We start from the raw sequence: 12,573 nt of genomic DNA on the forward strand, positions 1-12,573 counted from the left end.
CCTAAAGCGTGAGCCCGACAGCCCTGCCCGCGGCTCATTCTCAGGCGACTTCACCCACCGTCGGGCGAAGCTCGACCCGCACGCCGAGGACGGCTGCCACGGGTGTTCCGCGGCGCAGGAGCAGGAGCGCGGAAATGTCGTGGGCGTGAGCGGTGGCAAGGTGCATCCGGGAGTTCGAGCGGAACAGCAGACTCATGCGCTGATGGAAGGCCCGGCCCCCGAACTCCGCCGCGAGTTCGTGGTCTTCGGCGAAGCCCAGCGCGACGGCGGAGCGGGCGCGAGCACGCTCGGCCCGTTGCGCGTGGCATCCCGTACGCCGCGGCTGCGGCGCGGTGCTGGACTGCTCACAACTGACCATAATGTCCCGCCTCATGGATGCCTGGTGCCTCAGCATGTCAGCCTCAGGAAGGCGCGGCATGCCGTGACCGGCCCTCTCCGTGCCGAGCGGAGCCTGGTGGCTCGGTAGCCGGGAGCAACCACAACCCTACGACCTGCCTCGCCGGTCGGGGTGCCGCGTACGGCCCGTACGGTTGGCCGATGAACACTCATCCCACGCTCGGGCTGACCATCGACTGTGCTGATCCTGAGCTGCTCGCGGCGTTCTGGGCCACCGCGCTGGGCTACTCCGTGGAACCGCCGCCCGCACCGTTCGCGACCTGGCGCGCGTACTGGCTGGCGGAGGGGTTGCCCGAGGAGGAGCTGGGCGAAGGTGACTGCAGCGACTCGGTCATCGACCCGGGGGGCGGCGGTCCTCGGATCTGGTTCCAGCAGGTGCCCGAGCCCAAGGTCGCCAAGAACCGCCTCCACCTGGATCTGGGAGTGAGCGGAGGCCGGAGCGTCCCCTATGCCGTCCGTAAGGAACGCGTGCTCGCCGAGGTGGCACGACTGGAGGCCGTCGGCGCCCGAAGCCTGCGCGTCGAGGGCGACGAGGGGACGGGTTCCTGCTTCGTCGTCATGCGTGATCCGGAGGGCAACGAGTTCTGCGTGCACTGATCCGGTTCCCTGGCGTGACGGGCCGGCCGCGCGCTTCTCTGTTCGGTTTCCCCACCTCGTCTGCCTGACGTGTTGGCGTCTACTTTGTGTCACGAATCGAACACTTCTGCTTCACGCCTTCCGCATGAGGCCGCATCATGCGCAGAGAGAGCATCAGCGCAGGGGGGACCCATGAGCAACACCGTGCCACCGCCGCCGCCCGCCTTCCCGCCGCCTCCGCCGGCGAAGAAGGGTCTCAGCAACGGTGTCGTCATCGGTTCGGCCGCCGCCGTGATCGCGGCCGTCGTCGCCACGGGCATCGTCGTCGTCAACAGCCGGGACGACAAGGTGAGTTCGGACGTGGCGAGCACCGCCGAGTCCGCCACGTCCGATGACATGATCGCCGCGGACAACGAGCCGCCGGAGGAGCCGGAGCCCGCGGAGACCGGCCCCCAGGTGTCCGGCCTGAACGACACCGTCTCGTACATCAACAAGGTCGAGGTCAGCCTCTCGAAGTTCTCCCGCGGCGCGTCCGGGCAGTACGCCGAGCCGAAGAACACGCCCTACGTGAAGTTCGCGGTACGGGTGAAGAATGGCGGGACGTCGACCGTCGACACGTCGTCGTTCACGGCGAACTGCTCCTACGGCGAGGAGGGCGCAATGGGGGAGTCGATCTTCGACTCCGAGGACGGCTTGAACGGTGGCCCGACCACGCGGCTCCTCGCGGGCCGGTCGATCACGGTGACGTGGGCGTGCGCGCTCCCGAAGTCGGAGAAGACGATCCAGATCGAGGTGTCGCCGGACGCCGGGACGGAGACGGCGATCTTCACCGGAGACGTGAAGTAGCTGCCCCCCGGCACTGCGGCCCACCTGGTCATCCTCCGCTCCCGTTTGCCCTCGTGGCTTCTCGGCTCAGAGCGCGACGGACTGCCGGGCTTCGTGTCGTGCCCCGACTGACCGCGCGGGCACCGACCTCGTACCGGCCCGACATGCGGGGGGCCAGGTCTATCGCACGGCCGTGACGAGCGCGCCGGCCACCGTCAGTACGGATACGGCCGTCATCACCGTGTGCGTGTGCCGGCACCACACCGGTTGCAGCGGCGGGGCGTGGCCGGGGGAGACGGGGGCGCAGTACGGGCAGGGCTTGTGCGCCCTCAGGGCGGGCGGCGTGCTGAGCCAGTAGGCGTCGGTCAACTGGACCATTCCCGCCGCGGTGTTGACGTCGTCGTCGTGCATGCCCGGAGCAACGGTCCGGGAGGCGCCACGGACATGGCCTGCCGGCGAAGCGCCAGCCTTGCGCCAGGTTCGCCACGCGTACCCGACCCCGTGCGGTGGCCGGGCGGGATGTGCGGGGCGGCGGCTGCTCGCCGCAAGGGGCATCGCGGCTGCACGCCGCCCGCCGCCCCGTGAACGACATTGACCGCATGCCCTCCGTCGCCCCCATTGCCGACAGCTACGCGCCTCGCTATGTTAATCAAAAATCACATCTGTGCGACGAGGCTCCTCGCGCCCTTGTCGTGCAATGTGCTGTTCTGCAAAGGATCTTTAACCATCTGGCCCCCATCAGGGAGAGCAGGTAAGTCAATGGAGAATCTCAACAGACGGAAGATTCTTTCCCTCGGTGCCGCACTCGGTCTCGCCGGCGTGGCGAACCCCGTTCAGGCGTGGGCGGCGACGGATTCGGTGACGGGTGCCACCGCGGGGACCGGCCCGGCGTGGATCTGGGACGGCGCGGCTGACCCGCTGATGGCCTCGATGGTCGACAACGGCCACGTGCCGGCGATCAACACCGCTTGGGCGTCGTGGGTGAACAACAACGACCCGCTGCCCAGCGGCCTGCCGACCGAGTTCGCCGCCTACCTGGGACAGGTCAACCGGCTGCCCTCCTGGGCCGACCCCGTCAAACTGGCCCGCGCCGCCGACTTCAACCGGCGCAGGGACACGTACCTCTTCATGTTGTACGGCCTCGGCAGCGGGATCATGAGCACCGTGATTCCGCGCGAGGCCAAGAGCGTCTACTGGTCCGCCGGGGGCGCCAACATGCAGGACCGCGCCGCCAAGACGTTCACCTTCGGCTACGACCTGTCCCAACTGGGGGCCTTCAAGCCGACGGGTCAGTTCGTCGTGACCGCCAACAAGACGCGCGTGGTGCACGCCGCCGTACGCCACCTGCTGCCGCAGTCACCGCACTGGCGGGCCGTGGCCGACGAGACCGTCCCGATCAGCGCCGCCGACATCCTGGTCACCTTCCACAGCCTGGGCACCTACGTGTACAGGAAGTTGCTCGACTGGAAGATCCCGTTCCCGGCCGCGGACCAGGAGGCGTTTCTGCACTCGTGGCAGGTCGCCATCCACCTGCTCGGTGTGCCGGACGAGCACATCCCCAAGACCTGGGCGGCGGCCGAGAAGCAGGCGGCGCAGGTGCTCACCCCGATCCTCACCCCGTCGACCGAGGGCATCGCACTGGCCGAGGACCTGCTCGGACTGACCGCACAGATCGACCTCGGCGTCACACGCGGGTTCCTGAACGAGTTCGTGCGCTACGTCCTCAACGACCAGGTCGGTGACTGGCTGGGCCTGAAACGCGACTACGCCTCGGCGGCCCTCGTCCGTACCGTCTGGCCGGCGTTCATCTTGTTCCGTGAGGGGCTGTCGCCCGTCATGCCCGGCGCCTTCTACACGTTCGACCAGTTCATCCGCGCCCTGGCCATGCTGTTCCTCAACAAGGGCTCCTCGGGGACCACCACCCCCATCACGATCCCCACCGGAAACAGGGCAGCCTGAGCCGTCGCTCCGCGACCAGTGCCCCACAGGCTCGGGGCGCGGTCCCCAGGGGGATCGCGTTCCCCGTGTCGCCGCGGCCGTGTCAGGTGAAGGTGAGAACCGGTTTGATCACGTGGCCGTCCTCCATGGCGGCCACGGCCGCCCCGATGTCCTCGAACGGGAATGTGGTGACCAGCCGCTCCACGGGGAAGAGGCCACGCCGGTGCAGGCCGATCAGCTCGGGGATGAAACGGCGGGGGTCGGAGTCGCCCTCGATGACCCCGTGGACGCGGACACCCTTGGCGAGCAGGCCCATCACGTCGAACGTCACCTCACCGCCGAGGCCGAGGAGGGCGAGCTCGCCGCGCGGGCGCAGCGCGGCGACGGCCCGGCGGGCCATCTCCGGACGGCCGGTGGTCTCGACGACGTGGTGCGCGCCCCCGCCGGTGAGCTCCCGCACCCTCGCCACCAGCCTGTCCCCGGGGTCCAGGGCCTCCATGGCGCCGAGTTCGACGGCCAGGGCGCGACGGGCGGCGACCGGGTCGACGGCCACCACGGGGTCGCAGCCCACGGCGACCGCGGCCATGAGCGCGCTCAGGCCGACCGCGCCGGAGCCGAGGACGACCAGCGAGGAACCCGGTTCGGGGCGCAGCCGGTTGAGCACGGTGCCCGCGCCCGTCTGGCCGCTGCACCCCAGCGGCGCGGCGAGCACGGCCGGCAGGTCGGAGGCCACCTCGACCACGCCGCGTTCATGGACGACGGCGTACGTGGCGAAGCTGGACTGGCCGAAGAAGCCCGCGTGGAGCGGTGAGCCGTCGAGAGCGAGCGGAGTGGTGCCGTCGCGGCGTCCGCCGGACAGGTTCCGGGCCCGCGCGTCATGGCAGTAGGCCGGGTGGCCCGCCACGCACTGCGCGCAGACCCCGCAACTGGCGAAGGTGAGACAGACGGATGCCCCCGACGCGACGCCGGTCACCTGGGCGCCCACCGCCTCGACCCGGCCGGCACCCTCGTGGCCGAAGACCATGGGGGTGAGCTGCCGGGGCCAGGTGTCCCGCATCCGCAGATCGGTGTGGCAGACGCCGACCGCGGCCATCCGCACCAGCACCTCGTGCGGCCCGGGTTCCCCGAGGTCCGCGTCCCGGACGGTGAACGCCGCTCCCGGCGACTCGGCGACCGCGGCACGGACCCGCCTCATGAACCTTCTCCGGCGGGCGCGCCCTCGCGCGGCGCCCCGGTCGCGCGCTCCAGGAAGAAGTAGTAGAACGGCCCCTCGTCGGGCACCCCCTTGGTGTTCATGATCCCCATCAGGGTGGTGTCGTCCACCTGCTTGAAGTGGTCGAGGACCGGCCGGCCGTCGTAGACCATCGTGGCCGTCGACTCGCCGCGGAACTCGACGGTCCACAGGCTGGCCTCGCCCTGGCCGAGCTCGCGGTTGGAGTACAGCTCGCCGCTCTCGTTGCGGCACATCAGCGGCTTGGCGTCGGCCAAGGAGACGAACGTCTTCCCGTACCAGCCGGCCTCGGCCAGCATGCCCTCGAGGGGGTGGCCGGTGCGGAACTCGCCGCCCTTCCACTCGCCGAGTATCTCCTCGGGGCGGACGGTGGCCAACGCCCCCCAGATCGCGTCGAGTTCCGAGGCGGCGACCGGAACGTCCTTGTTCCGTAGCTCCTGGAAGCGGGCGCGGGCCTCGGACACGTCCATGCGGGGTCCTTTCGTCGGTGCTGACACACGGAGAAACGGAGAGGGGGGAGGTCAGGATGGTGCCGGTACGAGACGTGCGGCGACGGCCGCGCTGCGCCGAGTCACCGGGGGGTGTGCGGAGCGGGGCCCCGGGAGGCGGAGCTCCGTGCGGGGGAGGCGGGCCGGGCGGACGTGCGGCGCGGGAACGGCAGGGGAGGGGCGCCGGTGACCGCGCCGGGGTGGCCCACGGTGCCGAGGCTCAGCAGTACGTGGCGTTCGGCGACCTCCTCCGCGGTGAGCGGGCCGTCCGCGCGGAACCAGTTGGCGACTCCCTGGCACATGATGAGCACCGAACGCACCGCGTCGGCCGGGAACGGCGTGGTGAACACACCCTGGGCGCGGCCCGCCTCGACCGTGTCCAGGAGCATGTGCTCCAGGTAGTCGCGCAGGGCGACGTAGCGCGCCCGGTTCTCGGGCTCCAGGCTGCGGATCTCGGTGTCCAGGAAGGCCAGTTGCTGCCGGTGGGCCATGTAGAGCACGATCGACTCGACCATGCCGCAGAACCGCGCCAGCGGGTCGTCCCCGGCCTCGGCCGCCGCCGCCCAGCAGCGGTCCAGGACGTCCTTGATGGACGTCTCCAGCAACGTCACCAGCAGAGCCTGCTTGTTCTCGTAGTGGTAGTACAGCGCGGGCACGGTGACGCCGACCCGGCCGGCGATGTCCCGGACCGAAGTGCCGTGGTAGCCCTGCTCGTTGAAGGCCTCCATGGTGCGCACCAGGATCGGGTGCAGACCGAGCGGTCCGTAGGAGCGCCAGTGCTCCGCCGCGGGCGCGGTGTCCTGGCTCGGCTCGATGTTCAACGACTCTCCTCGGGGCGGGCGGCGATCGGCGGCAGCGTACGACCGTGCTTCCGAAAGCATCCTCTTCCGGCTACTTAGCGATCGATCAGGAAACCTAGCAGCAGGTGCCCTGCCCGGTGTCGTTTCCGGGCGGGGCATCGATAAAAACTCGTGCTGCGCGGGGAGTTGACCAACCCGCATCGCGATTCTACGTTTTTAGCGAGCGCTAAGTAAGACCCCGACGCGGCGGCAGTGAGCCCGCCGTGCACCGAGGGCCGTGCACCGCGAAGGGATCCCATGAGCCGGCGCGTACGGCACCACCCGGCTCCCCCGGCGCGCACACCCCGATGTGGCCCGCGACCGGGGCGTGCCCCGAACTGCCGAAGGACCACCGCTGATGGAACTGTCCACACCCCTGACCTACACGGGCGACCCGCGCGCCGCCGCGGACCGGGCCGCCGCCCTGGAGGCCGCGGGCCTCGACGCCGTCTGGGTGGCCGAGGCGTACGGCTTCGACTCCCCGACGATCATGGGGTACCTCGCCGCGAGGACCGAACGGCTGCGGATCGGCTCCGCGATCCTCAACGTCTACTCGCGCACCCCCGCCCTCATCGCCCAGACCGCGGCCGGACTCGACGCCCTCAGCGGCGGCCGCGCCCTCCTCGGCATCGGCGCCTCAGGGCCCCAGGTCGTCGAGGGCTGGCACGGCCGGCGGTACGACCGCCCGCTGGGCCGTACCCGCGAGGTGATCGAACTGTCCCGGCGGATCTGGCGCCGCGAAGTGATCGAGCACCACGGCATCACCGACCTGCCCCTGCCGGCCGAGAAGGGCGGCACGCTCGGCAAGCCCCTGAAGCTGCTGAACCACCCGGTCCGTGACACCGTCCCGGTCCACGTCGCGGCGCTGGGCCCGGCCAACGTCCGGATGACCGCCGAGATCGCCGACGGATGGCTGCCGTTCCTCTACGCCCCCGAGCACGCCGCCAAGGTCTGGGAGAAGCCGCTCGCCGAGGGCGCCGCACGCCGCGACCCCGCGCTCGGCCCGCTCTCGGTCGTGGCCGGCGGCCTGCTGGCCATCGGCGACGACGCCGGGGCCGTCCGCGACCTGATGCGCCCCACCGTCGCCCTCTACGTCGGCGGCATGGGCGCGCCCGGCCGCAACTTCTACCACGACCTGGTCCGTTCCTACGGCTTCGAGTCCGCCGCGGCCGCCATCCAGAAGCACTACCTCGCGGGCCGCAAGAAGGACGCGGAGGCCGCCGTCCCCGCCGAACTGCTGGAACAGCTCTGCCTGGCCGGCCCGGAGGGCTACGTCCGCGACCGCGTCGAGGTCTTCCGTGCGGCAGGCGTGACCATGCTCAACGTCACCCCCGTCGGCCCCGATCCCGCCCGGCTGATCGAGAAGGTGAGGAGCTGGCTGTGACAGCGGAACGGGCACCGGCCCCGGCCTCCCCAGACGCTCCCTTCCGACCCGCAAGGACGCCACGATGACATCAGCACCAGATATCACCGGCGACCCGGCCGACACCCCGGCCGACCGGACGCTCCCGCGGCTGCTGGCCCGCAACGCGCGCGAGCACCCTCAACTCCCTTGTCTGTCCTGGCAGTCGGCGGGCCCGGAGGGCGACTGGACGACGCTGAGCTGGGCCGGGGCCCACGAGCGCACCCGGGTCCTCGCCGCCGGTTACCGGGCCCTCGGCGTCGGCCGCGGCGACCACGTACTGCTGATGATGGCCAACCGGCCGGAGCACTGGCTGTCGGACCTGGCACTGGTCCGCCTCGGCGCCGTCCCGGTCAGTGTCTACGGCACCGCGGCCCCCGAGCAGATCAGCCACATCGCCCGGAACTGCCGGGCCCGCGTCGCCGTGGTCGAGGGGGCGGCGCAGGTGTCGGTGTGGGAGCCGCTGCTGGCCGACCCCGACACCCCGTTGGAGCGGCTGGTGGTGGCCGAGGCGGAGCAGGCGGGCGGACACCTCTCGTTCGACGCCCTGCTCCGCGCACCGGTACCGCAGCGGTTCGCCGAGGAACTGGACGCCGCCCGCCCCGACGATCCGCTGACCGTCGTCTACACCTCCGGCACCACCGGCGAACCCAAGGGTGTCGTCATCACCCACCGCCAGGTGATGTCCAACGCCGAGGCGCTCGACGCCGTCGTGGAGCTGCCCCCGCACGTCGAGCACATCTGCTACCTGCCCTTCGCCCACATCGCCGAGCGGATGCTGGGCATCTACCTGCCCTGCCACCGGGCCTCGCACGTCTACCTCTGTGCCGATCCGACGGGCGTCGCCGCCGTGGTGCGCAAGGTACGCCCCGCGCAGTTCTTCGGTGTGCCGCGGATCTGGGAGAAGCTGTCCGCCGCCGTGCGGGGACTCCTCTCGCTGATGCCGGCCGAGCAACGGGCGGAGATCGACGCGGCGTTCGAGGTCGCCCGCGAGCACGTCGGCTACCGCGACCGGGGCGAGACACCGCCGGCCGAACTCGACAAGCGGTACGCCCGTGTCCGCGAGGACGTCCTGCTGCCGATGCTGGCCGCGGGCGGACTGGACCGGGTGACGTGGGCGGCCAGCGCGTCGGCGCCCATGTCCGCCGAGGTGGTGCGGTTCTGGGCGGGCTTCGGCATCGTCATCATGGACGCCTGGGGGCTGACCGAGACCACGGGGGTGGCCACCAGCAACAGCCCCCGGACCGGGTTCCGGCTCGGCTCGGTGGGCCGCCCGGTGGAGTCCGTGGAGATCCGCACCGCCGAGGACGGCGAGATTCTGGTGCGGGGCGCATCCGTCTTCTCCGGCTACCTCCAGCGGGACGGCTCGGTGCGCTCGGCCCTGAACGCCGACGGCTGGCTGGCCACCGGCGACATCGGCCGCACGGACGAGGACGGCTACCTCTGGCTGACCGACCGGAAGAAGGAGATGATCATCACCTCCACCGGCAAGAACGTCTCGCCCGCCCTGGTGGAGAACGCGCTCAAGGAACACCCGCTGATCGGCCAGGCGTTCGTGCACGGCGACAACCGTTCCTACCTGGTCGCCCTGTTGGTGCTCGACGTGGACGCCGCCCCTGCCTGGGCCGCTGCCAACGGCGTCACCGCCGAAGGGGGAGCGGCCGGCCTCGCGGAACACCCCGCCGTCCGGGCGGAGGTGGACCGCGCGGTGGCCGCCGCCAACGCCAGGCTCAACCGCACCGAACAGGTCAAGCGGTACGAGCTGCTGGCCGGGGAGTGGGGCCCGGCGACCGGCGAGCTGACACCGTCGCTGAAGATGCGCCGCCGGGTCATCCGGGACAAGTACGCGGACCTGCTGCACGGGCTCTACGAGGCGCGGCGGTAACCGCTGCCGGGCGGGGGCGCGCCGGTATCGTTGGGCGCCATGAGGACTGACACGGACGACTCAGGGATCGCGCGCGTCATCGCCCGGCCGGAGGCGGAGGACCGTACGGCGCGCGCGATTCTCGACGCCGCGCTGGAGCAGTTCACCCTGCTGGGCCTGCGCCGTTCCTCCGTGGACGACGTCGCCAAGCGCGCCGGCGTCTCCCGCGTCACCGTGTTCCGGCGTTTCCAGACCAAGGACAAGCTGGTCGAGGCCACCCTGCTGCGCGAGCTCGGCCGCTTCTTCCAGCACCTCGACGCTGCGGTGGAGACGCTGCCGACCATGGAGGAGCGGGTCGTCAAGGGGTTCGTGGTCGCCCTGCGCCACACCCGCGCCCATCCGCTCCTCGGCGGCCTGCTGCGCCTCGAACCCGAGGTCGTGCTGCCCTACCTGACGGTGCAGGGCGGCTCCTCGCTCTCCGCCACCGTCGCTTACCTGACGGGACATCTGCGCCGCGCCCAGCAGGCCGAGGGCCGCCCCGGCGAGGACCCCCGGCCGATGGCCGAACTGATGGTGCGGATCGCCGTGTCCTTCCTGCTCAACCCCGCCGGCTGCATCGAGCTGGACGACGAGGACCAGGCCCGGGCCTTCGCCCGCCGCTACCTGGCCCCGCTCCTCAAGGCCTGAACGGCCCGCGCCGGCCGGGGCGGCGCCGGTCAGGAGCTCCCCTGATGGGGAACACGGGGTGCGGACAGCTGCTCCGGGACGGCGGCCCGTTCCGGTAGTGCCTCGTCCTGGAGCGGGGCCAGTGGGCGGGAATGCGCCCAGTGCGGACCCAGATCGTCCAGTGTCCAGCCGAAAGGGTAGGTGCGCGGCCTGGGTCTGCGCGGGAACCTCTCCGGCCGCCCGGGCAGGAGGCGGATCAGGGCGGCCCGGGCACGGAACACGCGGTGGACGACGGCCCGGACCGGGCGCGGCTCCGGCCGGAAGCCGAGCGCCTTCAGGAGCGGTTCGTCCAGGACCGCGAGCGAGGCCCGAATCGCCGACCGCCGTATGGGGGCCGGATACCAGGAAGCCATGATCCGCAAAGTGGCCGCCGCGACCCGGCGGTTGGCGGGGTGATAGGCGAACATCTGCCGCTCGTAGGCGTCGTGGAGCCGTTCGAACGCGGCGTAGGTGTCGGGCACGCCGGAAATGCCCATCATCTCGCCCGTCCGGCGGCCCACCAGGGCCAGCGTCTCGATCTCCTGCGCGGACAGGCGTCGCCAGCCGAACCGGTCGATCCACCGCTTCGGACCCACCACCGTGGTGGCAAGGACGTAGAGGAAGTCCTCGTTGGGGATCTGGTAGCGGCCGTGGATACGGTTCAGGTGGCGGGCGGCGGCCCGGCCGTGCTCCGAGTCCATTCCCTCGCGGACCATCTCGTACGCGAGCAGCACCGTGTCGTCGTACCGCTTCTGACCGGCGCGTTCGAACTCCTGCGTGCGATCCAGTAATTGGGATATGCGGGGGATGCCGTAGTCGCGCAGGAACGCGATCGACGTCCCGTGCAGATAGTCCCGGGGGAACTCGTACAGGGTGATCCACCGGTAGATCTGCTCGAAGTCCTGCCGCGGATCCATCTGCTGGATGCGGCGGAGCCGGCTGTAGCGCCCCATGGGTGATCCCTCCTGCGGCAATCGCGGCCGTCGGTTCGCGGTGCGAGCGGTCATGCCCCCGCTGCGGAGCGGATCGTCGTGGTGACGACTGTGCCGGACTGCATGGGGAGCCCCCTTATGAGTCGAAGATACTGAAACTATTGAAGTGTTTCACCGGGCGTCAATACTCCGGACGCGACGGGGCGCGAAGGCGCCCATGGCTGTGCCCCGGAAGCCGCGTACGCCACCAACTCCCTTATAACTAAGCGCAGATGACGGGCCGTCTGGAACATGCGCGGCCCGCCGGTCACCGGCTCGGTGGTCGGCGCCGACACCTGACATGTCGGCCTGAAGGCCGGGGGCCACGACGTTCCCCTGGACCTCCGCCGGCAGCGGGTCACGGGTGCGGTTCATCACGGGCACTGGTGATTTAGCCGATGGCGCGCGGACCCGGCCGCACCACCCTGGTCGGGCCAGGTACCCGCACCCCCCAGGAGGGCTCCATGGGCTCCACACCTCGTCGTTCCCCGCGCCGGCTGCTCGGCGTACTGGCGGCCACCGCCGTCGCCTTCACCCTCTTCTCCTCGGCCTCGGCGGCAGGCGCCGCCGACACCGCGGCCACCACCGTGCAGTCCGCTGCCGCGCAGCCGTTGTCCACCAGTACGCCGGTCGTCTTCGTCCACGGCTACACCGGCAACGCCTCCAACTGGGTCACCGCCATGAGCGTCTTCCGCGCGGGCGGCTGGTCCAGCTCCAACCTCTTCGCCTACGAGTACAACTCGTACGGCAACAACATCACCAACGCCCAGGGCCTGGCCACCTACGTCAACACCGTGAAGGCGCGGACCGGCGCGAGCAAGGTCGCGATCGTCAACCACTCGATGGGCGGGCTGGTCAGCCAGTACTACCTGAAGGTGCTGGGCGGGAACACCAGCGTCAGCCACCTCGCCTCGATCGCGGGCGCCAACCACGGCACCACCTCCGCGGGCGCGTGTCTCGTCTACGTGACCTGCCAGCAGATGTACCCGGGCTCCTCGTTCATCTCCCAGATCTCCTCCGGCGACGAGACGCCCGGCTCCACCAAGTACGCCACCTGGTACTCGGCGTGCGACGGCATCATCCTCCCCTACACGAGCACCCGGCTCACCGGCGCGACCAACAACAACGTGGCCTGCCAGACCCACATCGGCTACCTGACGGACACCGTCGTACTCGGGCAGATCGCCCGCTTCGTCGCTTCCTGACCCTCACCTCCCCGAACTGTCCGCCGCAACCCGGCAGGCGAGCCTCGTACCGTGGTCGAGGGGACCCGACCGACCGGCGTACCCGGTCCGGTACAACCTGGGTCCCTGACCTGATACGACCTGAGCCACGCCG

At 70.8% G+C, this 12,573-nt stretch carries 13 protein-coding genes; 7 read left to right on the plus strand and 6 right to left on the minus strand.

Annotated elements, in window-relative coordinates; all coding sequences use genetic code 11:
- Positions 1-40 precede the first annotated feature (40 nt).
- Positions 41-373 (minus strand): hypothetical protein, encoded by a 333-nt coding sequence (locus tag ACZ45E_RS29390; protein WP_468226186.1) that lies wholly within the window; start codon positions 371-373, stop codon positions 41-43.
- Between the two features lie 164 nt (positions 374-537).
- Between ACZ45E_RS29390 and ACZ45E_RS29395 the strand changes: the two genes are divergently transcribed.
- Positions 538-993 (plus strand): VOC family protein, encoded by a 456-nt coding sequence (locus ACZ45E_RS29395; RefSeq protein WP_468226188.1) that lies wholly within the window; start codon positions 538-540, stop codon positions 991-993.
- A 171-nt stretch (positions 994-1,164) separates the two neighbouring features.
- The gene (locus ACZ45E_RS29400) at positions 1,165-1,818 is read left to right on the plus strand and encodes a hypothetical protein (RefSeq protein WP_468226190.1); all 654 of its coding nucleotides are present in this window, start codon (positions 1,165-1,167) and stop codon (positions 1,816-1,818) included.
- A gap of 159 nt (positions 1,819-1,977) precedes the next feature.
- Here the strand turns inward: ACZ45E_RS29400 and ACZ45E_RS29405 are convergent, their stop codons facing one another.
- On the minus strand, positions 1,978-2,208 hold the full coding sequence (locus ACZ45E_RS29405) for a hypothetical protein (RefSeq protein ID WP_468226193.1): 231 nt from the start codon (positions 2,206-2,208) through the stop codon (positions 1,978-1,980).
- A gap of 348 nt (positions 2,209-2,556) precedes the next feature.
- Between ACZ45E_RS29405 and ACZ45E_RS29410 the strand changes: the two genes are divergently transcribed.
- Positions 2,557-3,756 (plus strand): oxygenase MpaB family protein, encoded by a 1,200-nt coding sequence (locus tag ACZ45E_RS29410; RefSeq protein WP_468226195.1) that lies wholly within the window; start codon positions 2,557-2,559, stop codon positions 3,754-3,756.
- Positions 3,757-3,838: 82 nt separating this feature from the next.
- Here the strand turns inward: ACZ45E_RS29410 and ACZ45E_RS29415 are convergent, their stop codons facing one another.
- From ACZ45E_RS29415 to ACZ45E_RS29425, 3 genes are all read right to left on the minus strand, one after another.
- Complete coding sequence (locus ACZ45E_RS29415; RefSeq protein WP_468226197.1) at positions 3,839-4,930, minus strand: NAD(P)-dependent alcohol dehydrogenase; 1,092 nt, start codon at positions 4,928-4,930, stop codon at positions 3,839-3,841.
- Positions 4,927-5,436 (minus strand): DUF4334 domain-containing protein, encoded by a 510-nt coding sequence (locus ACZ45E_RS29420; protein WP_468226199.1) that lies wholly within the window; start codon positions 5,434-5,436, stop codon positions 4,927-4,929. Before ACZ45E_RS29420 ends, ACZ45E_RS29415 begins: the two co-directional genes overlap by 4 nt.
- 101 nt (positions 5,437-5,537) lie before the next feature.
- On the minus strand, positions 5,538-6,275 hold the full coding sequence (locus ACZ45E_RS29425) for a TetR/AcrR family transcriptional regulator (RefSeq protein ID WP_468226202.1): 738 nt from the start codon (positions 6,273-6,275) through the stop codon (positions 5,538-5,540).
- A gap of 376 nt (positions 6,276-6,651) precedes the next feature.
- On the opposite strand from ACZ45E_RS29425, the gene ACZ45E_RS29430 reads away from it, so the two are divergent.
- From ACZ45E_RS29430 to ACZ45E_RS29440, 3 genes are all read left to right on the plus strand, one after another.
- Positions 6,652-7,677, plus strand: coding sequence for an LLM class F420-dependent oxidoreductase (locus ACZ45E_RS29430; protein ID WP_468226205.1), 1,026 nt, complete (start codon positions 6,652-6,654; stop codon positions 7,675-7,677).
- A gap of 64 nt (positions 7,678-7,741) precedes the next feature.
- Positions 7,742-9,580 (plus strand): AMP-dependent synthetase/ligase, encoded by a 1,839-nt coding sequence (locus ACZ45E_RS29435; protein ID WP_468226207.1) that lies wholly within the window; start codon positions 7,742-7,744, stop codon positions 9,578-9,580.
- Between the two features lie 39 nt (positions 9,581-9,619).
- Positions 9,620-10,246: a TetR/AcrR family transcriptional regulator gene (locus ACZ45E_RS29440; RefSeq protein WP_468226210.1), complete on the plus strand. Its 627-nt coding sequence runs from the start codon at positions 9,620-9,622 to the stop codon at positions 10,244-10,246.
- 29 nt (positions 10,247-10,275) lie between these two features.
- Here the strand turns inward: ACZ45E_RS29440 and ACZ45E_RS29445 are convergent, their stop codons facing one another.
- Positions 10,276-11,217, minus strand: a complete 942-nt coding sequence (locus ACZ45E_RS29445; protein WP_468226212.1) for an oxygenase MpaB family protein — start codon at positions 11,215-11,217, stop codon at positions 10,276-10,278.
- Between the two features lie 482 nt (positions 11,218-11,699).
- Here ACZ45E_RS29445 and ACZ45E_RS29450 point away from each other — a divergent pair, with 482 nt between their 5' ends.
- Positions 11,700-12,440, plus strand: a complete 741-nt coding sequence (locus ACZ45E_RS29450) for an esterase/lipase family protein (protein WP_468226215.1) — start codon at positions 11,700-11,702, stop codon at positions 12,438-12,440.
- Positions 12,441-12,573: the final 133 nt, after the last annotated feature.

The sequence above is a fragment of the Streptomyces sp. NPDC030991 genome (assembly GCF_055571235.1).